We start from the raw sequence: 25,444 nt of genomic DNA, 5'->3' as shown, positions 1-25,444 counted from the left end.
ACCGCCCATGGCCAAACGCACCGATCGCTCCGCGGAAAGTGGCGCAGCACAAAGCCGCGAAGCACAGCGTGGGGAGGCGCAATTTCCTGCTGAATCAGAACGGCTTGAGTGCCGCTTGTTCCAAGACACGCATCCCAGCTTGTTAAGCACAAACGAATTGAACCAGCAGTGCGAGTTCCGCGCCCAGCGCCGCAGTGGACCGGGCGGACAGCATCGCAACAAAACCAGCAGCGGCGTCTTTCTGGTTCATCGCCCAACCGATGTCGGTGCCGAAGCGACCGAGCGACGCAGTCAAGTGAAAAACCGAGAGGTTGCGCTGCAGCGATTACGATTCGTGATGGCAGTTTCCGTGCGCACTGCCAGCCCAATCGTCCCAATGGTCATGCCTGGCGAGCAAGCCTCTTCGGCTGCCCATCGGCCGGAAGCACCCTTGACGTTTTCGCCCCCAACATTGGAAACTGATTTGCGAGCGAAGTATCATCGAGCCGATCTGCGACTCGGAGAGCGCAATCCAGACCGACCGGCTGTTTTGGCTTTGCTGCTCAATGACCTCTGGGTCGCCGGTGGCCAACCCAGCCTACTGTGCAAGCCATGGAAGGCATCGACCAGTCAGATCACAAAATTGATCCGATCTTATGCTCCAGCGCTGCAATGGATCAATCAAATACGCCGGCACCATGCTCGCCCACCACTTCACTGACGCATCCAGCAACGCAACTCGTTTGCCTTGCGTCCGCTGAACGCCTTGCTAGAGAATCGAGTCTCCTTCGGATATGGCACCGCCTCGTCGAAAACTTGCTGCACTGATTCATGGGTTACGCTTGGCACTGGTTGCCAGCTTGCTGTTGCTGCTGCCCAGCCCCGTCCAACAACGAACGCTTTCGCAGGGTTCCGATTCCACTGAGATCTTGGCGCCTCCGCTGAAGGCCATCCAAGCGATCGCCAGCGGAGCCGACGCGATCGGCCCGCAAAGCGACTCCAATGGATTCTGGCCCTTTTATGATGCCCAGGGGAAACTGCTCGGCCGAGCAGGCACAACGCTCCCCCAAGCAGCGGATGCCGTCGGCTATCGCGGACCAAGCAACAGTCTACTGGTGCTTGACACCAATGACATGATGCTGGGCGTGGCGCTGTTGAGCAGCGACGATACAGTGGAGCACGTGGAAGCCGTTCGTCAGGATGCTGACTTCTTTACTCAGTTTCAAAACTGGACATGGTCGGGCCCGCCAAGCGATCAATCAATCGATGCTGTTTCAGGGGCAACGCTGACGTCGATGGCGATTAGCGAAGGGATCTTGCAACGGATCGGTGGCCAACGCGAGTCACTGATTTTCCAGGAACCACTGTTACTGGGAACCGTCCAAACGTACTTTGCTGAAGCCAACTCCATTGCCAAAGAAGACCTGCTGTACCGTGTCGACGACAAACAGGGACAGACGATTGGTCGTTTACTGCGAACAGCTGACTTTGCCGATGATGTCGCCGGCTATCAGGGCCCCACCGATGTACTGCTGTGGTTGCCAGCCAGTACGGACGGCGAACCCGCCAAGATCAGCCAGCTGCAAATCTTGACCTCCTACGACAACGAACCCTATGTGCGATACTGCCGAACGGAGTACGGTTTCTGGGCGATCTTCAAAGGCAAGACGCTTTCAGAACTAGCCACATTCGACCTGCAAGAAGCGGGTGTCGAAGGCGTTTCCGGAGCGACGATGACCAGCCTGGCGGTGGCGGAAACCTTGGTGCGCAGCGTCCGAAAATGGCAACTGGAAAAACAAGCCGCGATCCAACACGCGGCAAAACAATCACGCCCCTGGACCGCCAAAGCTTGGCAAGATGTGATCCAGCCATGGCTGCACACGATGCGCTGGGCGGATCTGTGTTGCCTGCTGTTGATCCTGGCCCTGCCGTTGCTGCGGCATTTCTCCTGGTTTCGCAATGCTGCCTTTCGCCGGACCTGGCTTGTGACGGTGATCGCAGTGATCGGTTTATGGGCGGGCAACCTGGTGTCATTGGCGTTGGTTGCTGGTTGGGCACAGGGTGGCATCCCTTGGCGAATCGCTCCAGTCCTGGCCGCCGTGGTGGCCATCGCGATCCTGTCTCCGCCGCTGGGCAAAAGCAATCCCTATTGCAATCACCTCTGCCCACACGGGGCGGCCCAGCAGCTCTTACGACGCAAGCGAAAACGCACCAGCAAGGCTCAGCAACACAGCGCCGCCAAGCGGACCAAACGGCTACAAAAAGCATTGCTCATTTTGCCTGGTGGTTCGCTGACAGCGGCCTATGTGATGCTGCTGTTCAGACCGCAGGCGGACCTCTCCAGCTGGGAACCGTTTCATGCCTACCTGCTTGGCATTGCTCCAATAACCGCCATTGTGTTCGCACTGGTGACGCTAGCGATTTCAGCGAAGATCCCGATGGCCTACTGCCGACTGGGGTGCCCAACAGGTCGAATGCTGGATTACTTGCGTCGCAACGCCAGAAGTGACAAACTAACATGGGCTGATGCGACTGCCGTCACGCTGCTAGTGCTAGCCATTTGCGTTCGCATTTAACATTCGTTGTTGCAGACGCGCTGTGACCACTCTTACTGTCTAACTGGGCAAATGACTGACACCATGGATTCATTTCAGCAACTTTGCCCTGCCTGCGAAGCCGTCTTGGAGCTTCCGCTTTCGGCGCAAGGTCGATCATCGTTTTGCCCGGCCTGCAACGCCAGCTTCACCGCGTCGACGTTGCAACAACACATTGCAACGCCGGTGCAGCAAGTGCGCAACCTACTGAGCGAGCACCATCGTGATCAGACGCTGCCAAACATTCGAATTGAGATGATCACGTCGCTGGCCTTTGCCTTATTGCGCCGACATTACGGGTACTTGTTAGCCTGGTTTTTGATTCCAGCGGTGGTGATGATGGCGTTGATCGTGATGCCAATCCTGGAGGCGAATCAGACGCTGATTGACAACCCCAAAGCAGACATCAGCTGGCTGTACTTCTATTCGCCAGTGATTGCCTTGACACTTTGCTTTGTTGCTTGGCAGGCATTCTTGCGTGCGAGAAAAGTAACCGACCATGCGGCAGGGGAGCCAAAAACAGATCCCTCGGATGCCCCATCGCAATCATTCAACGGCTTGATCGCCACCAGCTTGGCGACGCTTTGCCTGTTGGTCGCTCAAGCAATCGCCATCAGCGTGCCGGTCGTCGCGTCACAGATGACGGCTCAATCCTCTGCAGTGGGCAGCACCGTCAGCATTGGCTTGTCCTCGCTGATTGGCCTGCTGTTGTCGATCGGCTCGCTGACGGTGCTTTGGCCGTTGTTACCACTGTGCGAGGCAACCGGGTTCCGGCAGCAGAACTTGATGATCAGCCTACAGATCAGCACCGCCAATCCACTGACATCGTTTTTGATTGGATGCTGGATCGCGGGCTGCATCGCCCTGGGCTTTGGCCTGTTTGGTATCGGCTTGGTCGTCACGTTGCCGTTTGCGGCCCTGCTGTGCACGGTTGCCCTGCGTTGTTACTGCGGGATCGAATCACTGGGCATGCAAACGGTGCGGTAATGCCACAGCTTAGATCCACAGCTTGAGCCGATCATCCAGCATGCCTGGCAGTGCTCGTTGGACCAGGGTCTCCACTTGCTTGTCGTGATAACGCGTGCTCAAGTGCCCCCCAACGATTAACTCATTAGCAAACTGGTCCGCTCGAGCGCGATAATCATCCACATGCATGTGACCATGTTTGTGAATCAAGTCCTTGCGGTGCTCAGGCGCGACAAAGGTGATCTCACTGATCAGCACTTTGGCTTGATAGAACTCTGGATTGTTATCTAAACCACGTGGTGACGTGTCTCCGGTGTAGGCAAAGATCGGCACCTGTTGTTCAGTGGTGATTTCCGTGCCATTTTGCTTGAGGTCGCGAATCTCAGCACCGGACAACTTCAAGAACTCGGGCTTCAGCTTGTTGCGCAGCTGGTACACCACGAACCCCAAGGCGGTGATCGTGTGACGCATGGGAAAGGCGCGCACCAAGTATTCTCGACCGTGCTCGATTTCATCACCGGCTTTGATGCCAATCAGCTCGCAAGGCATACTGCCTCGATCCAACCGACGAAACGATTGCAACATCTCCCAGGCATCATCCACCGCCGAATCAGGCAAATAGACCACCGGAGGTTCCATCTTCATCATTCGTCGCCGAGACACATAAGACGGCAGTGCAGCAATGTGATCCAAGTGCGCATGGCTGATGAACAACGTCGGCGTACCAATGAAGTCCCATGGGTGAGCACCGACATCAAACAGCAATTTCAATTCGTTCAGTCGCCAACACGTTTGGACCGCTGCACGTGAATAACCCTCAATCGTCAGTCCATCATGACAATGACGAATCAAAGGGATGTTCTCTACCATTGCTAATGGTTCTCCAATAACCGTTCGGAAGACGAATGAGCTGGGCTGGGTTGCCAGGCTGAGTTAACAGGCTGAGTTAACAGGCTGAGTTAACAGGCTGAGTTAACAGGCTGAGTTAACAGGCTGAGTTAACAGGCTGAGTTAACAGGCTGGGAGCGACAAGACAAGTCGCAATCATCGGCAACCACAGACGGTAGCAACACTGCAGCCTTGATCACAGTCGATTTAGCGAAAAACGCGCTCGGAATCAATCCGCAGGGACGACCCGTGCTTTGCCCGCACCAACCGTTAATTTTAACGATGCGGTCCGCAAAACCTGGCGCACTAACTGCTCCAACGTCTGGTCTCGATCTTGCAAATTGACCAACGTCTGAGCCGCTTGATTCGCTTCCGGATCGATCTCCGCGGTAATGCCGGCATTTTGCAACAACGCCAACAGCACTGCCCCGGCTGGCTTATCTATCACCTGCAAAGTGAATTGTCGGCGATCGGCGCGCAACACCTTCCATGGATCCATGACAGCGACTGTAGGTTCGCTGCCATCGCCTGGATTTGACGGAGAGACCACATCCTCCATTGACTCGCCGGCCGAGGGCTGATCTTGCTGCCCAGGCTGGTTGCCCTGGTCGGCTGGATTGCGCGGATTTAGTTGCGGTGGATCTTGCTGCGATGCGGCGCCCAGCCACAGTGCGCAGAATCGCGCGTGTGTTTCGATGTCACCAGTCACCGTGACATCGCCGGCGGAAACAGTGACCGGAAAGTCCGCCACAGCCTCCGCAGAGCGTTGAGCGGCAGCCACGGCAAACGGACCACCATACGCTTTCCGAAAAGCGACCTTGGCCTTCCCTTCGATCTGTGCTGTCTCAAGAAACTGCCCTTCGATCAACAACCAAGCCATCGCGGGCGACACACGCTGCCAGTTGACCGCTGGCCATAAATCATGGGGAAGCTCTCGTAGCGACAACTTTGCCCACGGTGCTTTGCGCCGCAAGAGAGCCACAGCCTGTTCAGGTGTCGTCAACTGTGGCCATTGAATGTCAATGCGCCGACGCTCTCGACTGGCACGTATTGCCAGCGTTTGGTGGTGCTCCATCACGATGGCGGCAACCCAATCGGGCCGTCCGATGATCAGGCAATCACCCGCAGCAACGCTCAGGCAACCTGCCGCCGATGCGATCGCTTGCAGAGACGCAAAGCGTGTAGGCCCCAGCGGCCCAGGTGTAACCAACTGATCCGGGTTAACCGACCGATCCAACCAGACATTCAGCGACGTCGGCGTGGCTGGCCTGGCAACCGAATCAATCGCCTGACGCAACGGGACACGCTCAATCACTGCACCATGAGGCAATTGGCAGCGCTGTTGGAACGTCAAAGTCAATGACTGGGGGCGCTGGGCGATTGCCGTGGCAACCAATGGATTCACGGGCAACACCGGGCTGTCGCCAAGACCAAACAGCATGGCACAAAGCAAGATCCAGCGAAGCCGATTGCGATGCTGCGGACCAGAGGCAAGCAAGCGATCCTGCATCTTGGAAAGCCTGTGCCGATTCATTGCGGGGAGCCGTTGCCCAAGTGCCTGAAGCACAGAGCGGCTGACCAGCAAAATGTTTTCGGCAAACATCGAATGATTTTCTCTTTTTGCATCGCACACAAACCAGACCCAACATGCCGCTTGCTTGCTAGCAAAACAATGGGCAACAACGGTCTCTTCGAGCGCCATGAACGGCAACAATGGAAAACAACCTGACTTCGCAATCCTAACTCTACCAACGACGCTAAGCAACGGATCAGGGTCAGTTTGTCAGACAGGTAAACTTTGAGGCCTAAAAGCCAGTTATAAACGCTACGTTCGGACATTCGATTGCTGGTTTCCAGGCCAGACTGATCTTGCCGAACTCCCGGAGATCGAGAAGATAGAAAGACAGCGCAGAGACCAAGCTGAAAAGTCCATTGTAACGGGCGGCCAGCGAGAGGACGTGTAACGCGAGACAACGGAGGGCTGTAGGGGCGTGAGCAGAGCAAAGTTAATCGCTGAACCCAAAACTGTGAGCGCCCATTGTTGTATCCAGCGCCAACGGCAATTAAACTAGTCCCCAAACGAACTGCGCATTGAAATCCCACCCACCACAACTGCTGACGTCACGGCGACAATTTCTTGGAAAGCAGACGAGGGCGGAACCACGCCAGCAATTGCTGCATCCAACCTCAGCTTTTCCAATCGAACTGTCCCAGCCACTGCTGCAAAACGTGCCCCAGACTGCAGCAAAACCGGCCGCAAGATTGGCAACACGAGCCAACCATCGGCGCCGTTGACTGAACTCGGCTGGACTTTTCCGACCGCCTCATCCTCTCCCGCCTCAGCACTTATCGATCACCCACGGACATCCTCGTGACCTTCCCGCTTGTACACACAACACACTTGGCAATCGCCTATCGCCGGTTACTGTCGACCTGCGACTCACCTCGGTTTGCCAGTGAAGTTGATCGCCACTACAGCCCTGAGACGCTCGCTCGCCTGCTTTGTGACGGCGACATGGAACAACGACGTGCGGCTGGCATCGCGTTGGGGATTCTTGGTGATGCAAGCTTGCTTGAAGTGATCGGCCGGGCGATGAGCGATCAGGATCGCGGGGTGCGCATGGTCGCCGAGGACAGCTTTCGCGCCATCATGGTTCGCTCCGCAGCTCCCGTTCACCAACAGCGATTGTTGCGTGCGATGCACTTGATTGATGGCGGTAACTTTAGCGCTGCGATGCCGATCTTGCGAACATTGATTGCACAATGCCCTTCGTATGCTGAAGCCCACTATCAGCTCGGGCTCTGCCTGCATGCAACCAAAGACTATCAGCAAGCAATTGAATGCTACACGCAATGCTTATGGCGTTGCCGTTATCACTTCACCGCTTGGCAATCCATCGGCCGCTGCGAAATTGCTCGTAAGCGAATCCCAGCTGCGATCAAGGCACTCTCGCGATGCATCACCATCAACCCGCACTGCGATAACGCTCGATTGCAACTCCGCACTCTGCGACGCCGTTTACGACGCAGCGACGTTTAGTCGTCAGTGGTTTTGAATCCGCTTTCAAACGACTTGGCCATCACGCCGCATCACCGACTCGTACAAGGTCGCGAGCATGGAATCCTTCAGTGACTGGATTGTCTCTGGTATCGCGATCATCGCGGGACTGATTGCACTGCTGGCTGCGGCAAGCTCTTGGCAAGCACCTTATCGTCTGCGATCCATTGATCGCATCAAGCAGCGTTATGGCATGGCAACCGCACGAGCACTGTGGCTGCTCATTGGCGTGATCTCTCTGACGGCGGCAACATGCATTCTGATGGGCGTGCGTCCCGGCTATGCGCGGCCCGAATCAGAGAATGCCAATCAACAGAACCCTGGTCAGCAGCGGCCGTAAGTGCCACTGCGTCGGCTCATCAGCTGGATCACGTCTCGGGATTTGATTCCTTGACGGCTCGCTGCATCACGTCGATCGCTGGATCAACGTAGCGTTCAAACTGCTTTTCAAACTTGACCAAAGAATCTTCATCGGCAAAGAAGAACATGCGATTGTGAACGGGATCAAAGGCAGCCCATTCGCGTTTCCCAACGACAATCTTCTTTTCGTCAAAGAACTGTACCACGTCGATTTCGTTCAAGACCGGCGTGTACAGCATCGGCTCTTTCAAGAAAGCGTCCATCGTCTCTTGGCTGGCAAACAGGTACAGCTTGCCCAAGTGAATGACGCCGAATTCGGTCTTGCCTTCAACCCATTGCTCCTTTTTGACAACCGTGACAGCACAGAAGCCTTCCATCGCCAACTTGGGCCGCGAGCTTGCGGGCTTTGCTGCACTGGCAAGCGGTGCAGAGGATGGCTGAGCATTGGTCGCAGCTGCTTCAGCCGCGTTTGCTTCCGGCACACTTGTTTCGGTCACAACGGCTGTTGCGTTGCTTTTTAACTCCGCTGACTGCACCACTTGCTGTGAAGCGGTGTCCGCAGCCAGAGCAGCTGCAGGTGGCAAAGCGGGTCCCGCAGGCAACTGAAAGCCACCGCTTGGTGCACTGACAGTCGCAGGTGCTGGATTGGCAGGTGCTGGATTGGCAGGTGCTGGATTGGCAGGTGCTGGATTGGCAGGTGCTGGATTGGCAGTGACCGGCGTAGCCGACGCAGTGGGGACGGCGTTTGGCAACGCGAATCCGTTTGATGTGGCTGCAGCGGGCTGCGTGGCAACAGGCTGTGTGGCGGCAGGTGCCGCTGCTGGCTGTGTCGTTGAAGTTGGTTTGGCAGCGGCAATTCGTTCCAAATTGCGTGTGTAAGCCATCCGCGTTTCGGCCAACCTTAGCACATAGTGTCGTGGGTTCTGTGGACTGGTGTATTTGTTCAACAGCGTGCCATCGGTGGTCACGATCACTTCGGTCGGAAAAGCATCGACCTTGTATTGATTTTTGAGCTTTGGATTGCTCATCGCGTGCACTTTGATCGTCACATAATTGCGATTGATCGCCTCGATCACTTTGGCGTCCTGAAACGCCCCTTCTTCGAGCTTGTCACAGTAGATGCAGTTGTCATCGTAGAAGTGCAATAGCATCAACTTGCCTTCGGCTTTGGCCTTCGCCAATGCCGTCGGACCGTCTTTCTGCCAAGCGATTTGAGCATCTGCGTGGTGGGAAGCCAACCCAGCAAAGGTTAGTACTACGGCCAAGATTGCTGCGTGTCGCATCCTGCGTTCCTGCTATCAATCCGAAAGGAATTTTGTGGCTGCCAATAAGGTATCTGTCGTGCGTTGTGCCTTCAGCCATGGGCTCCGTGGCGACCGATGAACGCGGACTGCTTCGTGCAACGCATTCAAATCAAGTCGTGGCAACACTGTCTTGTGCTGCATCATTGCGGCCAAATCCGCAATCGGTTTCCCAAGCGCAACGCTTCACGATGTGCATCGGCCATCGCGGGGCATTCGTTTAATCGGAAAGTACAAAATAGGCGAACTTTGACGCCATACCAACTGAACAAGAAAATCAGCCAACAAGCCAGAGAGTCCTGGCAAACTAGAGAAAACTCATTCCCGCTCAACAATCGGGGCTGGCGCCAGCGATCGCCAGCTCAGCGATCGATCATCAGCCCAGTTGGAATCGGCCGAACGGGCTGAATCACCCGCAATGGCTCTGCGACTCCGAGCGTTTGGCCGCAGCCAGGCGGCTTGACCACGGCCAGGCGCTTGACGACCGCCAGGCGTGGCAAATCTTGATCATCACCGGCGGCCGGGGGGAGACTGATTTCCGATCGCCTGCAAACCCTCGACCGCCGCCCCTTTGAAGTCGACTTGACAAGCAGAAAAGACAAGTTATAGTTGCCACAGCTTTTAAGGCGGGATCCCCCTGGCACGAAACTGCAGGAAACTTTCTCCGCCGCGATATCACAGACACACAAACATCATGCGTGACATGTTGTGACGTGACCGACCAAGGTCGGTGTGATGGTTCTGATACTTGGTGAATCTGCTTCCCAAGATTAACCTCCCCAAACCAACCGTTTGGACTGCGTCTGCCCAACCACATTGGCTGCATTGATTGCTGCCCCCATTGATTGGCACGGACTCAACCTCACCAGCAGTCTCGCTGCGTTTTGCTCGCAAAACATTCAGTGAATCTGTCATGAATGAGGAGTGCCGTTCAGTGAGCGGTGCAGACGAGCAACACAGTTCAGTTGGCAAGGACATAACCTTCACGAGGTTTTGGAAGCAGCCCGCAACGGCTTACCTTGTGAAACAATGCGACATGCCACTTGGCATGCTGAAACAGCGAACAAGTTGAAAGGAATGGACGCTTTGAAACGCTTGCTCGTTGCACTTGCGAAGTGCAACTCCGGCAAACCACTTGCTTCAGCGATCGCTGTTCTCCCCTAGATACTGATGGACCAAACAACAGCTTGGTCCTGCACAACTACTGGATTGACTCCTTGCGATTATCTCCGCAGTCCTCGCAAGGCAGTCGTGAATGTTCATATCCTGCGGACTCTGACTATATACGCCGAATCGACGCTGCTGCCCACGCATTCATTCTTTCGAGGCAAAGGAAATCAGTGTCGTTCTCTGGATGACTCATGGCGAAAAAGAAACGGTTCAACCGCCGCGGACCTGGAAACCAATTCAATGGCCCAGGAAACAACGGCTCGGGAAACAATGGCTCGGGAAACAATGGCAAGCCGAAGAACCAACGACGTCGGCGGAAAGGCCCCGGCGGTAATGGCTCACAAAACTACGATCGCGAAGCGGATGTCATCACAGACGCTCCCTTAGAGGACTGTGAAGGCATTTTGGAAATGCACCCTAACGGGTATGGATTCCTGCGCAGCCGCGACAACAATTACTCGCGTGAACGCACCGACCCCTTTGTGCCTGGCACAATGATCGAGCGTTTTGGTTTGCGACAAGGTGTCTACATCAAAGCGATGATGCAGCAGACCAAGCGTCAGCAAGGGCCGCGGATTCGCGAGATCCTAGACGTCGATGGAATCTCGCCAGAGGCCTATCCAGATGTCAAATCCTTTGACAGCTTAACGGCGATCAATCCGGAAGAATGGCTGCATCTGGAACGCGGACAAAAACCGATCACCAACCGCGTGATTGACTTGCTTTCACCACTTGGCAAAGGACAACGTGCACTGATCGTTGCTCCGCCACGCAGTGGTAAAACCATCATGCTGCAAGATATCGCAGGCGGGATCGCAGCCAATCATCCTGAGCTAAAACTGATCGTCTTGCTGATCGATGAACGCCCCGAAGAAGTCACCGACATGCGACGCAATGTCCTCGGGGGTGAAGTCGTTGCCAGTAGCCTGGACATGGACGTGGAAAGCCATGTGCGGCTTAGCCAACTGGTGATCGATCGCGCTCGCCGCTTGGCTGAAATGGGCCAAGATGTGTTCCTGATGCTGGACTCGATCACCCGCCTTGCACGTGCGTTTAACAAGTGGGTTGGCCGTAGTGGACGCGGTGGAGCGACGATGTCCGGCGGTCTGGACATCAAAGCGATGGACATCCCCAAGAAACTCTTTGCCACCGCTCGTGCTTTCCAAGAAGGGGGCTCGCTAACCATTGTCGGCACCGCCTTGGTGGATACCAACAGCCGAATGGACGAAGCGATTTTCCAAGAGTTCAAAGGTACCGGTAACATGGAACTGGTGCTCGATCGCCGCTTGGCTGACCGCCGTGTCTGGCCAGCGATTGACATCAGCCAAAGTGGTACTCGCCGCGAAGAATTGCTGCACGACGACGAGACCTACGAAGCCGTCACAATGCTGCGTCGGACACTCTCCAGCATGCACCCCAGCGAGGCGATGGAGCAACTGACGAAACAACTCGGTCGCTTCGAAAGCAATGATGAATTCATCAAGCTGATCAGCGGCGCAAAAACTTCGCTGTAACGCGAACGCCATGGATCTGGCGGTGTCTTTTGAGCGGTCTGCGATTTTGCCCGCTCAGGCACTAGGCATTCGCGGCCTGTTCGGATTAGAATTTGGCCGCTCCCGGAGGGTAAGCGAATTGGTGAGCAGCGTCACTGGAACTGACGTACCCCGTAAGGGGCTGTGGGTTCGAGTCCCATGCCCTCCGCTTTCCTGGTCTCGCAATCGCGACTGACCAGATCGAACAAAAAGCCCGCACACATTGACTTGTGTGCGGGCTTTTTTTATCGACCGTCCGCTGGCCACCAGCCACCGCCGCTCAATTGCTTGATCGCCGACTGCGGACACCACGCGGCAGGCAGATCGCTACCACACGGTGCCAACAAAAGCGAATACACTGTTGCATCGCCTGTGCTTCTAGGCCGCCTGTCCTGATACCGCCGCATCGATGAGTTCTAACATGAGATTCGCACTGACCCTGCTGGTCACGACCTGCTGGCTAGCCACCACCACCTTGGCCCAAGATGCGAACCGTCAAGGGCGGCCAAGTTCCAATGACGTCTGCGACCAGCCCACAAACGCCTTGATCAAGCGATTTGAAAAAGCTGCGATCAAACGTTGGTCCAAAGACATCGCCGCATTTGACAAACTGAATGCCAACCAAAAAGATAACCCCGATGCGGTGCTGTTTATCGGCAGCAGCAGCATTCGGCGCTGGGACACGATGGCCACCGATATGACGCCCTACCAAACGATCCGCCGTGGCTATGGAGGCGCAAAGTACAGTGACATGGCCGTGTTTGCCAAGCAGATTGTGCAACCGCATCAGTATCGCGCCATCGTGATGTTTGTTGGCAACGGAATCGTCGGCAGCGACGATGACTTAAGCATCGACGAAGTGGAATGCCTGACGCGCCACATCATCGAACAATCCCAACAACACCAGAGCTCTGCCCCGTTTTTCATCATCGAGATCACACCCTGTAAAAAGCGGTTTGATGTCTGGCCAACGATTCGCCAAGCCAATGCGAGACTGCGAAAGGTTGCCCTCACCACACCCGGGACGCACTTCATCCCCACCGCTGGCAACTTCTTGGATACAAACACACAGCCGCGCAGCGAACTATTCGTGGACGATCAGCTGCATCTCAATCCAGACGGCTACAAACTTTGGTCGCGGCTGATCAAACGCCGCTTGGCCGATGTGCTCGGTACCCCAGACGAAGCATGAGCGACTACGAGATCACGCCCGCTGATTACCTGCCGCCGGTTCCGGAGGTCACAGACTTTCGCATCGGCTGTATCGGCGCGGGGTTCATCATGGCGGATTGCCATCTGGTCGCCTATGCAGCGGCCGGAATTCATGCCACCGGGATTGCCTCGCGAACGCACCACACCGCACAACAAGTTGCCGCGCGACATGACATCCCCTCTGTCTACGCCGACTACCACCAGTTGCTAGACAACCAAGACATCAATGTGCTGGACATCGCCGTCCCACCAGACTGTCTGCTGGAGGTGATCCAGGCGGCTTGCCAGCGCGATCACCTGCGCGGAATTTTGGCGCAAAAGCCATTAGGAGTGAACCTGTCAGAGGCCAAGCAAATCGTAGCCCTTTGCCAGCAAGCAGGCATCACGCTTTCGGTCAATCAAAACATGCGGTACGACCAAAGCGTGCGCGCGGCGACCAGTCTGTTAAGACGCGATTGGCTCGGCGACCCAGTGCTGGCCACGCTTGACATGCGCGCCATTCCTCACTGGATGCCTTGGCAACAGCGACAAGGCTGGGTCACATGCCGGATCATGTCCATCCATCACCTTGACACCATGCGCTGCTGGTTTGGCACACCCCAACGAGTCTTCGCTAGCTTTCGCACCGACCCACGCACCCAGTTTGCTCATCAAGATGGGATCGGCCTGTACATTTTGGAATACGACAGCGGTCTGCGTTGCCAGATCTGTGATGATGTTTGGGCAGGTCCCGCCAGAGAGGGCGCCCAAGCCGACCTGGGAATCCACTATCGTCTCGAAGGCACCGAAGGGATGGCCAAAGGCACCATCGGCTGGCCCAAGTATCCCGAACGAGAACCAAGCACACTGGAGTACACGCTGACGAAAACTGGACGCTGGCACCAGCCGCGCTGGAATCACGTCTGGTTCCCCGACGCCTTCTTAGGTCCGATGGCTGAACTACTGACCGCACTTGCAAACGATCAGCAAACGGAGACCAGTGGCCAAGACAACTTGCAAACGATGGCGCTGGTCGACGCCTGCTACCTTTCGGCGAAACAACAGCAGGCGATTTCAATTGACTCTGTCCTGAATGCGTAACCGCTCAAACCATCCATCAGGACTGCATTGCAAGCCCAAACCGCAGGGATTCTCGGCTGAGAAACCTTCGAAAGCCTAGCTTTATGAACTGCAATAGACTGAGCTACAATCTCTCCAGCGGCATCCGATTCACTTCTCGTTACCAGTCTGCTGAACTCCCTATGGCGATCACCATTGAAGTCCCTTCTGTCTTGCAAGCGCAATGTGATGGCGTTGACGAAATCCAATTGAACGCCTCGACGGTTGGCGATGCGTTACACCAGCTGAAATCACAATCACCTGATCTCTATGCTGCTGTCTGTAACGAACACGGACACCTGCTGACGCATCTCAATCTGTTTGTCAACTCCAGCATGCTTCCCAAAGCAGCTATCAACCAGCATCCGCTCACCGATGGCGACGTGATCACCCTGTTCCAAACCATCGCCGGTGGCTAACGCCCAAACGGATGATGGCCAACCGTCTACATCACCAGGTCTTTGATGACGTGACCGTGTACGTTCGTCAAGCGACGCTCCAAACCGTTGTGATAGAACGTCAAACGTTCATGATCCAGGCCCATCAAGTGCAAGATCGTGGCGTTGAAGTCGTAAACCGTGGTTGGATTCACCGTTGCCTTGAAACCAAACTCGTCGCTTTCGCCGTAGTTAAAACCTTGCTTCACACCGGCGCCTGCCATGAAGCACGTGAAGGCACTGGGGTTATGATCGCGTCCGGTTCCGTTGGCCTGCAAGAACGGCATGCGTCCAAACTCAGTCGCCCAAACCACCAGCGTCTGATCCAGCAGTCCACGCTGTTTCATATCGGCTAGCAGTGCGGCCGTTGGCTGATCCATGATCTCCGCTTGCATCGCATGGGTCTTCAGAATGTCCTTATGCGAGTCCCAGTTGGTGATCCCATTGCCGCCGGCCGGATCGCTCCCATTAAAGAGCTGGACGACGCGCACGCCTTTTTCAATCAAGCGTCTGGCCAAAAGACAGTTGCGAGCGTATTTGCCTTTCAGCTCGCTTCCACCTTCGACTCCATAGGCGTCCAAGGTCTGCTGAGTTTCATTGGACAAGTCCATGACCGAAGGCACGGAGGTCTGCATTTTGCCTGCCATCTCATAGCTGGCGATCCGTCCGGCCAAGTCAGCATCACCGGGAAAGCGACTCAAATGCCGTTCGTTCAGTCGCTGCAACAACGACACCGTGTCACGTTCGGCCTGCAAACTAATCGCCCCTGGACGTCGCAGGTTGCTCGGTGGATTCATGGCGTTGAAATCGGTGCCTTGGAAGGCAGCTGGCAAAAAGCCGTTACCGAAGTTGTTCTTGCCACTGCGTGCTAAACCGCGTGGATCATTGATCGCGACGAATGCTGGCAATTCTTGGTTTTCACTGCCCAGCGCGTACGTTACCCAAGCACCAAAACTGGGGAAGCCCTCCATGGTGAAACCAGTGTTCATGAAGTTCTCGCCCTGCGGGTGAGCACTGGTGTCGGTGGTCATCGAATGAATGAAACTAAAGTCATCGACCAGTTCACCCAGGTGCGGCAGAAGATCTGACACCATTTTTCCAGACTGGCCACGAGGCTTGAAGTCCCAGAAGGGTTTGGCGATGTTTCCCGACGGGCCTTCGAACGTCACCGCGGGCAATCCCGGCGGCTTCTGGTTGTGCAGCTTGGTCAGCGCGGGCTTGTAATCAAAGGTGTCCACATGGCTGACAGCGCCGGGACAATAGATCACCAGCACCTGTTTGGCAGGCATGTCATGATGAGCCTGCCTCGGTGCGTAAGGATGATCGGGATCAACGTCGGGACGGATCGGAGTCTTCCCACTGGTCGTGCGCGAATCCGCAGCAAGCAACCCATCCTGCTGCAAGAGGCTGGCCAAGCCTAAGGAAGCGGTGGACATGCCAGCGATCCCCAAAAAGCCACGACGATCAAGGAACCGGCGGCCTAGCGGCGAAAGACGTTCAGGATTGGACATGGTTGAAAACCGATAAAGTGAAAAATGAATCGTGGTGTGAGAAGCCAATGACGGCGCTGGATCACGGCAAAAAGATGAACTCGTTGGAATTGATCAGAGCTCGGCAAACCATTGGCAAACCATGCTGCTGAGCGACTTGCAAACAATCGTCCACTTCTTGCTTGTCCGGTTGGCGTCCCAACAGCAATTCGAAGCAACGTTTGATCGCGGCCTGGGTGTCGCCAGCTGCAAACTCGATCGCCCGCTTGGCCAACAGGTCCGCTTGATGCTGAACAAACTGGCTGTTCATCAGGTTTAAAGCCTGTAGCGGCGTGGTGCTAACGGGGCGTTTCGCACGGACTTGCCCACAATCGGGGAAGTCAAATGCAGTGAACATCTGATCATCGACACGCCGCATTCGCTCTTGGTAAATCATGCGCCGGAACGTGTCGGCGCCGTGATTATCGACCACTTCCCACTGCGCGTACGTCTTCTTGATATTGTGAATGCGATAGCTGCGCCCACCCTTCTCTGGATTCAACACACCTGAGGCAAGCAAGATCGAATCACGCACCACTTCGGCCTCCACACGCCGTGGTGGGAACCGCCATAGCATGCGACTGCTGCCATCGATCGCCAGTGCGGATTGCTGCGGCTGTGATGAACGTTTGAATGCATCACTGGTGACCAGCAGGCGAATCATCGACTTGACCGACCACGGCTGCAGCTGATCCGAAGTTGGAGCCACGAACTCTGCAGCCAAGTAATCCAGCAGTGCTTGGTGACTGGGTGCAGCACCAGCGGTGCCAAAGTCAGAGGTGGTGGTGACAATCCCAGCACCAAAGAGATGGTGCCAAATGCGATTGACCATCACGCGTGACGTCAGTGGGTTTTCAGGGCTGACCACCCACTGTGCAAACGCCTGGCGGCGTTGGGCACCCGTTGCGTTGGAACCCAATCCGAAATCGCCCCCAAACACAGCCGGAGCCGAAGGCATGACCTCCGCTTTAGGATTTTCGGGACTGCCCCGGTGCAACACTCGGGTAACGGCGGGTTCAACAAATCGACCGATGAAACTTGGACGCGGACCTTCCTCTGCCAACAGATCAATCAGCCGCTGAATCTGCTCCATCGCTTCACCACGCTCGGCAATGTCCTTGTTCAGCTGTTGGTTCATGTACCAACTGGATGCGATGGTTTTCCAGTTCCCCTCTTGGTCGCGCACTTGAACGTCATAGTCACCAAAGTTCAGACCGGGCTTTTGCGTCAGATAGTCGGTGTCATAGAAGTACTCGCGGTTCGAACTGATTCGCAAACGGTTGATCTGCTTTGGTTCAGTAAACTCAAAGATCGCGTAGGGCCGCTTGGTTTTGTCTTTGGGATTGCCCCGAGCCCGCCAGGCCATGGTTCCATATTCACCATCGTTCAGCCGTGTGATCACGTTACGCGGATCACCAACCATTTCATCTGGACCACTGACTTGGGTGCCACTGGCTGCGAGCGCAAGGTTTTCTCGGTTGTCCTGGGGACCAAAGACTTCCAATTCATCGATTCCCACAGCCACGGACTGAAAATTGATTCGGACCGCAGTGGTGGTCACCGGACGCAGGTGCATTTCACGATAGGCACCCCAATTCTCCTCCCAAACACCGTGCGGTCGCATTCGATTGCGTTGCTGGTTGATTTGCGTCCAAATCGCTTGGCCGCGTTGTCGACGAGGATGGTCCTGCGAGAGTTCGGGAAAGCGACTACCGAATTCGATGTCCTGAAACACAGCCGTCATCGCGTAATAATCCGTGATTGTCAGCGGATCAAATTTGTGATTGTGACAACGTGCACAGCCCACGGTCATGCCAATCATCGAAGCTCCGACGGTTTGCATGACCTCATCCATTCGATCAGCTCGAGCCTGGCGAATCGCGGACGCCTCTTGCCCCACCGTGGCCGCGGGAACATGCGGACCGGCAACCAAGAAGCCCAATGCCTCCCCCGATCCCATCACATCACCAGCCAACTGCTCACGGACAAACTGGTTGTACGGCTTGTCTTCATTCAAACTGCGAATCACATAGTCACGGTAAACCCAGGCGTTTTTACGATAAAGATTTGATTCTGATCCATTGCTTTCCGACCAGCGAATCACGTCCAACCAGTGCTGAGCCCAACGCTCGCCAAAATGTGGTGACTGCAAGAGTTCATCCACAAGATGCTCGTACGATGTCGCAGGATCTTTCCTGGAATCAGCCACAAACTGTTCCACGCGTTCCGGGGTCGGAATCAAACCGGTTAGCACAATCGACGCACGGCGAATCAACTGTCGTGGGTCGGCAGATCCGTTTGCGGTGAGCTGTTGCTTTGCTAACGCCTGATCGATGAACGCATCGACCGGATGCTGGCTACCTGGGGGAACTTCGGGGCGCGTCACCTTTTGGAAGGCCCAGTGATCAGCCCCCTGCAGTTTTAACTCAACCGCCTCCATCTGCCCTGGCCACACCGCACCTTGGCGGATCCAGCGGGCGAGCACATCGATTTGCTGCTTGCTTAACTTGTCTTCATCTGGCGGCATTTCCATGCCTTCTTCGACATGCTTGACCAGATCCAATAAGTAGCTGCTCTGGGGATCACCTGGAACGATGGCAGCAGCCCCGGAGTCACCGCCACGCAACAGATGCGCGCGTCCATCGACTCGAAATCCCGACTCTTGTTCATCCTCGCCATGACAGTGCTGGCAGGAGTCTTGCAAGATTGGCAGCACTTGAGATTCAAAATCAATTCGGTCCACCGATTCAGCGGACGCCGACGGTGGCTGTTGAGCCCAGCCAGGACAACCGATCCCAGCGGCAACCCAAAAACCGAACCAAGCAATGCCCCATCGCATGGAGCGAACAGGAGTGTCAAAAACGAAACGTTGCATGCGACTCGATCAATGGACAAGGTAATGAAATGTGGTGTGCAATCACGCAATCCACAGTTTAATTCGTTGGCCAGAGCCGCGAGCTGGCAAGCAGCGGATCGGAGGCCTTAGTAGATGATTCCCCAATGCGGCAGATTTACCACTCGTTGGCGGGCAAAAGTCAGATAATTTGTGAGGCAACGTTTGCGCCCCCACCCCAATACGCGATAATTTGGTCAAACACCGCCTCAGATGGGTGCCATCACAGCGACGGCTTGACGCCCTGCACTGCAGGTTCTGGCCTGTCGGCGCGAGCCGATGGGGTCCATTCATCTCACACACGCAGCCCAAACCAGTCCTTGATGAAACCCGCTCGCCCACTGGATGACCGTCTGAAGTGTGTGGCCGAGCAGCTGATCGAGGGACGCCAGCGCCAGCCCTGTCAACTGGCTCACGTGGATATCGGATGCGATCATGGCTACCTGCTGGCTTGGTTGATCGCGACGGGAAACGTGGATGCCGGAATCGCCATCGAAAACAAAACAGCGCCGCTACAAATGGCTCAACGGACTCTCGCTGGGCTGAACGTCCAGGTTCGACTCGCCAATGGGCTCGACGGCCTGGCAACGGACGAAGCGGACAGCTTGAGCATCAGTGGCATGGGTGGCCGAGCGATTTGCAAAATTCTAGCGGCCCACCCTGAACGACTGCCGCCAGTGGTGGTCCTGCAACCCAACGATCACCTGGATCTGGTCCGTCGCTGGGCCTACGAAAACGGATTGCCCATCATCGCGGAAACCGTTGTCCGTGGCGGCCGCTATCAAGTCATGCGTTTTGAAACCCAATCCGATCACCGGCGAGACACCGCCTATGATTCGCTTGATTTAGAAACAGCGTTCTTGCTGGGCCCTTGCCTGCTGCGGCACCGCCCGGAGTCAGCGATCAAGATGTGGCAGCAGCAACATGATCATCTAGCAGGATTGCCCAAGCGGACACCGGCCTCACAACACAGGCTGGATGCATTAAAGTCGGCGTTGAACCGGTAAACGGTCACGCAACGCCCCAGCGTCTGATTACTGTCGACGCTGAAAGGCTTCAAAAGCATCACGCAGTGCCGGTGGTGGGGGGCGGCGTGTTCGAGCGTCGTTCAGGTGACGCAATCCATCGGTTCCCAGTCCATTGGACTTTGCCGCGTTGCGACCGGGCTTGAGCCCCAAGCTGCGCAGTGCATCTCCGAACGATTGCTGATCGCTTGCATCCGCTCCAGGCTGATCCAACTGGCGAACCCGTTCCCAACGCTGTTGGAATCGGCGCATGTCTTGTTCCGTCCAACCGAGGTCATTGAGCAATTCAGGGTCAAACTGATCACGCGGCTCCTTCAAGTAATCCAAGACCATGTCGGTTGCCTTTTTGGTGTACTCCAAATCTGGCGGAGGAGGCGGAACGGTCTGCTGTGCTGGCTGAGACCCCGTCCCATTAGAATCAGGACGGCCATTGTTGCCCTCCTGGCTTTGCTCCTGGCTGGGCTGCTCTCCTGGCTGATCGCTTGAATTTGGGTCGTCCCCTTCCTGCTGGCCGGGCTTCTGCCGAGGATTACTAGGCTGACCAGAGTTCTGCTCGCCAGAGTTCTGCTCGCCAGAGTTCTGCTCGCCAGAGTTCTGCTCGCCAGAGTTCTGCTCGCCAGAGTTCTGATTGTCTTGCGACGGGGTTTGGTCCTGTCCACTTTGCCCCGTTTGGTCCTGCTGACCTTCACCCTGTCCCGTTTGTGGATCACTGCTATTTTCGGAGTCACTTTGGCGATCATTCATCTCAGATTGACCATCGTCCTGGCCTGAGTTCTGATCGCGATTGGCATCATTCATCGGTTGATCGGATTGACCACCAGAGTTCTGGTCTTGCTGGCCCTGGGGATCTGTTGATGAATCTCCTGTTGATGAATCATCGTTTGCCTGCGAACCGGCCTGCTCATTCTGACCGCCCGTTTGCGAGTCATCTTGCCCCTGAGTACCGGTTTGATCAGCGTCAGTTTTGGGATCTTTGGTCTGCTGGTCACCGGTGTTTGCAGAGCGATCGTCGCCAGACGGCTTGTCCGTTGCCGAGGGTTGCTGAGGAGGATCTTGATGATTGGACGGCTGTCCAGAACCCTGCGATTGATCTTGAGCATCGCTGGTTGAACCTGAATCCGCGTTCTGGTCGCCGTTCTGATTGTTAGCCTGATCACCTTGCTCGTTCATCGGTGCGGCTTCGCTTCCCTGGGCTTCATTGTCGCCACTTCCCTGGGCTTCATTGTCGCCACTTCCCTGGGGCTTGTCAGTCGTCTCAGGCTGCTGGCCTGTCCCCACCTCGTCAGGGCCTTTATTTTCCTGCCCTGGATCGGTCATTTGGCTAGGATCAGACTCACCCTTCCCTGCGTCCCCACTTTTCTGATCGCCCCCTGATTCAGATCCGTTGGTCTGATCGGGTTGCTGTGTGGAATCGCCTGACTGATCACTGGCGCTGCCCTGCTGGCCCTGTCCCTTCTGCTGCTGACTTTGGTTTTGTCCCTGTTGTTTGGGATTTTTCTGCTGTTCGATGTAGTCCTTGATTCGTTCAAAGGCATCCGCATCGTCCTGAACAGGCTGTTGTTGGTCGGGCGAAGATTGGCCTTGGCCTGATGGGGGTTGCCGATTGGCTTGGTCGCCCGAGTTGGGCGGTGCGTCCTGGGGATCTGTCATGCCGTCACCGGATTGATTTCCAGTGGACGGATCCTGTCCCGTTGAATCCTGGCCTGCGGTCTGATTTTGATCTTGCCCACCGGCGTTCCCCTCATCGGCAGATGGCTGATCACCGCTGGGCGGCGAGTCTTGTCCTGCGGAGGACTGGCCACCGCCTGACTGCGTACTCGAATCCCCCTGCTGGCCGGCAGGTTGATCCTGCATGGATGAATTGCCTGAATCAGCCCCACCTTGACCGTTCTGCTGGCCGCTATCGCCCTGCTGGCCAGTGTTTCCCTGCTGGTTGCCATCGCCCTGCTGGTCGTTGTCGCCTTGCTGGCCTTGATCTCCGGACTGCCCTTGATCCTGTTGGTTTTGGTCGCCCTGTTCCCCTTGATCGCCCTGTTGGCCTTCACCGGTCTGGCTTTCGGAATCCTGGCCATCTTGCTGATTCTCGTCCGCGGGTTGGTCCTGATCCTGGCTCTGACCCTGACCCTGATTCATTTGAGCGTCATCACCAGACGGGTTGTTCTGGCCCGGTTGCCCGTTCTGGCCCGATTGCCCGTTCTGGCCCGACTCGCCTTTGTCTCCAGATTGGCCCTTATTTCCCGACTCGCCGTCTTCCCCTTGTTGCTCTTGATCCTGTTGCTGATCAACATCCGACGGCGGTTGCTGGTCGGGCTTGGACAACCCGTCATTTTCCTGTGGCTCTTCGGGCAGGTTTTGCTCTGCGGCAATGATTTGGATTTCCAGAGGATCGGTCACCGCTTGGTTGGGGCCGCCAAAGGGATCATCTGGCAAGAAGCGATTGTCGGCAGCGGTGGCGATCACTTGAACAATTTCGCCGGCTTTTAAGCCAAAGTCTTGGGGGCGGAAACGGAATTCAGCGATTTGGTTTCCGCGTCCGCTAAAGCCATCTTCGTTAATCCAGATCAGCGGTGACTTGAGTTCGCCGATGCCATCAGAGATTTTCAGCTGCAGTGTGCTCAACTGAAAATCAGCGTCCATGGCATGAACTTCAATCGTCTGCTGGCCGTTGACAGGCAGTTTGATCGGCGAACGCTTGGGCAACACAATGGCCACCTCGGGAGACAGATCCGCGATCACTTCGATCGGGTAGACGATTGGCTGGGGGTTGGACTGGCCTTGTTGGTCCCACACTTTGATTCGATAGTTGACCGGCTGTGTGGCGCGGCTGTGATTGGCGACTGCATGCAAGACGGTTTCCACCTGCAGCGTTTTTCCGTCATCGGCAATCTGCATCGGGATCCGCGCTGCGGAGGGCTGCTGGTCACTGCCAACGGCCTTGATGTTGAACTGCAATTCCGCTTTGACAACGGGACGGCTGGAAACGGCGGAGAGTTGCACCATCGTGCCGTCGATCACGGAGATCGAGGGACTGCTGGTGGTTCGTGCTCGATGGCCTGTGTAATCCGGTGGACGGATTTGGATCTTGCGTACCGCGACAACGGGTAGATTTTCGATGTCCAGCCGATAGGGTCCTGACTTGGCATCGCCTGCAGTGATTTGATACTCGATGTGTCCGGACATGGAAGGGTCCAGCGACAGGGCGGCCAGATAAAGACCGCTGTCTGGATCGACTTCCATGGGCAATTCGCGAACCGGTCCATCACTGGCCCAGACACACTGCACCGATTCGTCGCTGTACAGACCCGCAACCTCGGCAGAAAACTCGACAGTACGACCAGCCAAGACCTGAGCACTGCCTGGCTGAACATCCAAGATGGTCACACGCTTGGCAGGTTCAACTGTCGCCAGCGGCAGGAACAGTCGCTGGGCAGAGACCAAAGGGCTTTTTGGTGTCAGGACACAGTACAGGGCCAGAATAAAGAATGCAGCAATCGTGACCAACCACCAAGAAAACGTTCCCACGGCTTCGGCGGGCAGGGACTCATTGATCCGCAGCAAACTGGCTGCGCGAGCGCCGATGACTTTGACCACGCGAGCGCGAAAACCGCTTTGCTGGTCTTTTAAGGTCACGTAGCTGGTCAGCTGCTGACGGAAGTCTGGATGTTCTTGTTCGAGTGCCCAGGCGGCATACTCGTCGGTCACCTTGGATGTCAGGACGGGCCACAGCCGGGCAACGCAGTACCAGATCAATGCCGCACCGAAAGTAAGAAAGCACAGCGTGCGCACCATCAACCCGGGCGAGTAGATCCACTGATCGATCACGATCCATGCCAACGTGACCACAAAGCACGCGATCACAGCGCGCAGGGCGGTCCGCGTCAGTTCACCGAACCAGAGAGCACGGCGAGCCTCGTCGAGACGCTGGCCGATGAGCTGGTCGGTGGAATGAGCTGCCGGAGCATTTGCAGAGGGGATGCTGGTTGCCATGAATGAGATTCTCGGAAATCCGCCAAGAGATGGAAAAAGCAACGCACGGGACTTCACCCTCTACTATAGCTCGCCCCCCAGGGCCTGGGCCAGCTTTGCCAGGAGTTCCGCGGGCTGATCGTGCCGATAATTCACATCGACGGACTGCTTCTTGTCCAATAACTTGATTTGGATTTTCCCGCTGTCCCATTCGTTGCCCCCCGCAATCAGGGCGACCGGAAAGCCGTGGGCGTCAGCGTATTTCAACTGGACACCCAGTTTTTTCGGATCCGGATACAGCTCGCTGGAAATCCCCTGATCTCGCAGCGTGGCGGCGAGTCGCAAATAGTTCTCTCGCTGCGATTTGTCGAAGAAAGGAATGAACACATCGGCGGGCGTGCTGGTGCCCGGCAGCATCTCCAACTGCTCCATCGCCGCCAACAAACGATCCAGTCCCAACGAGCCTCCGATGCCAGGCAGATGCTGTTTGGTGTACAACCCGGCCAAGTTATCGTAACGACCGCCACTGCAAACGCTGCCGATCGATGGCAGGTCATCCAAGATCGTTTCGAAGATCACGCCGGTGTAATAGTCCAATCCGCGTGCGATCGAGACATCAATTTTGAGGTGTTGCTCAGGAACACCGGCCGCCAAGGCTCCTCGATAGATCGCCTCCAATCGCTCAATCGCTTCGATCGCTGACTCTGATCCACCGGTGATTTCTGGCAGCGCTGCGAAAATCGATTCCGCATCTCCTTGAAGTTCCGCCAGCTTAAGAACGTGATCGGCTTGTTGGGCCGAGATTCCCGCTGCATCGCACATTTCTTGTGCCACCGCTTCGCGACCGATCTTGGCCAGCTTGTCCAGGGAGCGCAAAATGGCAACGCTCTGATCGAGCAGTCCCAGGTGAGACAACAACTCTGTTAAAACGCAACGGTTGTTAACGTGAATCTTGAACCGTTCAAAGCCGATCGATGACAACAAGCGATCAATGACCGAGACCGCTTCGATATCAGCGACGACACTCTGAGTGCCAATGGTATCGAAGTCGCACTGCATGAATTCGCGATAGCGACCAGCCTGCGGTCGTTCACCGCGCCACACCGGGGCAATGTGATACCGTTTAAACGGCGTCCCAAGTTGGTGAATGTGCTGTGCAGCAAAGCGTGCCAGGGGGACGGTCAAGTCGAAACGCATGCCAACTTGGCGGCCACCGTTGTCTTCAAAACGATAGATTTGGCGATCGGTTTCATCGCTGCCCTTGCCGGTCAGAACCTCCAGGTACTCAAGCGTTGGAGTGTCGATCGGTGCAAAGCCATACGAACGAAACACAGCGCGAGCGGTCTCCATTAAACGCTCTCGCGGAATCATTGCCGCTGGCAAGTAGTCGCGGAACCCGTTCAACGTGCGAGGCTTAATCAATGACATGCGTGGTT

At 56.0% G+C, this 25,444-nt stretch carries 17 protein-coding genes and 1 tRNA gene; 11 read left to right on the top strand and 7 right to left on the bottom strand.

The window, feature by feature from the left end; genetic code table 11:
* The first annotated feature begins 7 nt into the window (after nucleotides 1-7).
* From SV7mr_RS01935 to SV7mr_RS01925, 3 genes are all read left to right on the top strand, one after another.
* The gene (locus SV7mr_RS01935) at nucleotides 8-700 is read left to right on the top strand and encodes a peptide chain release factor family protein (RefSeq protein ID WP_145268714.1); all 693 of its coding nucleotides are present in this window, start codon (nucleotides 8-10) and stop codon (nucleotides 698-700) included.
* Between the two features lie 73 nt (nucleotides 701-773).
* Entirely contained in the window at nucleotides 774-2,555 is a 1,782-nt protein-coding gene (locus SV7mr_RS01930) for an FMN-binding protein (protein ID WP_145268712.1), read from the top strand.
* Nucleotides 2,556-2,606: 51 nt separating this feature from the next.
* The gene (locus SV7mr_RS01925) at nucleotides 2,607-3,560 is read left to right on the top strand and encodes a hypothetical protein (RefSeq protein WP_419187980.1); all 954 of its coding nucleotides are present in this window, start codon (nucleotides 2,607-2,609) and stop codon (nucleotides 3,558-3,560) included.
* 9 nt (nucleotides 3,561-3,569) lie between these two features.
* Here SV7mr_RS01925 and SV7mr_RS01920 read toward each other — a convergent pair whose 3' ends face one another.
* Entirely contained in the window at nucleotides 3,570-4,409 is an 840-nt protein-coding gene (locus SV7mr_RS01920) for an MBL fold metallo-hydrolase (protein WP_145268708.1), read from the bottom strand.
* Nucleotides 4,410-4,656: 247 nt separating this feature from the next.
* Complete coding sequence (locus SV7mr_RS01915; RefSeq protein ID WP_419187979.1) at nucleotides 4,657-5,961, bottom strand: hypothetical protein; 1,305 nt, start codon at nucleotides 5,959-5,961, stop codon at nucleotides 4,657-4,659.
* A gap of 837 nt (nucleotides 5,962-6,798) precedes the next feature.
* Between SV7mr_RS01915 and SV7mr_RS01910 the strand changes: the two genes are divergently transcribed.
* Together SV7mr_RS01910 and SV7mr_RS01905 are read left to right on the top strand one after the other, a co-directional pair.
* Nucleotides 6,799-7,467 (top strand): tetratricopeptide repeat protein, encoded by a 669-nt coding sequence (locus SV7mr_RS01910; RefSeq protein WP_419187978.1) that lies wholly within the window; start codon nucleotides 6,799-6,801, stop codon nucleotides 7,465-7,467.
* Nucleotides 7,468-7,543: 76 nt separating this feature from the next.
* Entirely contained in the window at nucleotides 7,544-7,825 is a 282-nt protein-coding gene (locus SV7mr_RS01905; protein ID WP_145268702.1) for a hypothetical protein, read from the top strand.
* A gap of 28 nt (nucleotides 7,826-7,853) precedes the next feature.
* Here SV7mr_RS01905 and SV7mr_RS01900 read toward each other — a convergent pair whose 3' ends face one another.
* Nucleotides 7,854-9,128, bottom strand: a complete 1,275-nt coding sequence (locus tag SV7mr_RS01900) for a thioredoxin family protein (RefSeq protein ID WP_145268701.1) — start codon at nucleotides 9,126-9,128, stop codon at nucleotides 7,854-7,856.
* A 1,379-nt stretch (nucleotides 9,129-10,507) separates the two neighbouring features.
* Here SV7mr_RS01900 and rho point away from each other — a divergent pair.
* The 5 genes from rho (at nucleotide 10,508) to SV7mr_RS01880 (ending at nucleotide 14,577) form a co-directional block, all read left to right on the top strand.
* Nucleotides 10,508-11,830: a transcription termination factor Rho gene (rho, locus tag SV7mr_RS01895; RefSeq protein WP_145268699.1), complete on the top strand. Its 1,323-nt coding sequence runs from the start codon at nucleotides 10,508-10,510 to the stop codon at nucleotides 11,828-11,830.
* A gap of 104 nt (nucleotides 11,831-11,934) precedes the next feature.
* A tRNA-Ser gene (locus SV7mr_RS25010) sits at nucleotides 11,935-12,017 on the top strand.
* A gap of 252 nt (nucleotides 12,018-12,269) precedes the next feature.
* Nucleotides 12,270-13,040, top strand: coding sequence for a GDSL-type esterase/lipase family protein (locus tag SV7mr_RS01890; protein WP_419187977.1), 771 nt, complete (start codon nucleotides 12,270-12,272; stop codon nucleotides 13,038-13,040).
* Nucleotides 13,037-14,140 carry a Gfo/Idh/MocA family protein gene (locus SV7mr_RS01885; protein WP_145268695.1) on the top strand — a complete coding sequence of 368 codons (1,104 nt, stop codon included), beginning with the start codon at nucleotides 13,037-13,039 and terminating at the stop codon, nucleotides 14,138-14,140. The genes SV7mr_RS01890 and SV7mr_RS01885 overlap by 4 nt, the downstream gene beginning before the upstream one ends.
* Nucleotides 14,141-14,223: 83 nt before the next feature.
* Nucleotides 14,224-14,577, top strand: a complete 354-nt coding sequence (locus tag SV7mr_RS01880; RefSeq protein WP_145268693.1) for a MoaD/ThiS family protein — start codon at nucleotides 14,224-14,226, stop codon at nucleotides 14,575-14,577.
* 26 nt (nucleotides 14,578-14,603) lie between these two features.
* Here SV7mr_RS01880 and SV7mr_RS01875 read toward each other — a convergent pair whose 3' ends face one another.
* Complete coding sequence (locus SV7mr_RS01875) at nucleotides 14,604-16,106, bottom strand: DUF1501 domain-containing protein (protein WP_145268692.1); 1,503 nt, start codon at nucleotides 16,104-16,106, stop codon at nucleotides 14,604-14,606.
* Between the two features lie 61 nt (nucleotides 16,107-16,167).
* Nucleotides 16,168-18,999, bottom strand: a complete 2,832-nt coding sequence (locus SV7mr_RS01870) for a PSD1 and planctomycete cytochrome C domain-containing protein (protein WP_419187976.1) — start codon at nucleotides 18,997-18,999, stop codon at nucleotides 16,168-16,170.
* A 341-nt stretch (nucleotides 19,000-19,340) separates the two neighbouring features.
* Between SV7mr_RS01870 and SV7mr_RS01865 the strand changes: the two genes are divergently transcribed.
* Nucleotides 19,341-20,024, top strand: a complete 684-nt coding sequence (locus tag SV7mr_RS01865) for a tRNA (adenine(22)-N(1))-methyltransferase (protein WP_419187975.1) — start codon at nucleotides 19,341-19,343, stop codon at nucleotides 20,022-20,024.
* Between the two features lie 27 nt (nucleotides 20,025-20,051).
* Here the strand turns inward: SV7mr_RS01865 and SV7mr_RS01860 are convergent, their stop codons facing one another.
* Nucleotides 20,052-24,029 (bottom strand): hypothetical protein, encoded by a 3,978-nt coding sequence (locus tag SV7mr_RS01860; protein ID WP_145268688.1) that lies wholly within the window; start codon nucleotides 24,027-24,029, stop codon nucleotides 20,052-20,054.
* Between the two features lie 63 nt (nucleotides 24,030-24,092).
* On the bottom strand, nucleotides 24,093-25,430 hold the full coding sequence (gene hisS, locus SV7mr_RS01855) for a histidine--tRNA ligase (RefSeq protein WP_145277914.1): 1,338 nt from the start codon (nucleotides 25,428-25,430) through the stop codon (nucleotides 24,093-24,095).
* Nucleotides 25,431-25,444 lie beyond the last annotated feature (14 nt).

Source organism: Stieleria bergensis, from assembly GCA_007745635.1.
Lineage (GTDB): Bacteria > Planctomycetota > Planctomycetia > Pirellulales > Pirellulaceae > Stieleria > Stieleria bergensis.
This window is presented reverse-complemented; position numbering and strand designations above follow the sequence as displayed.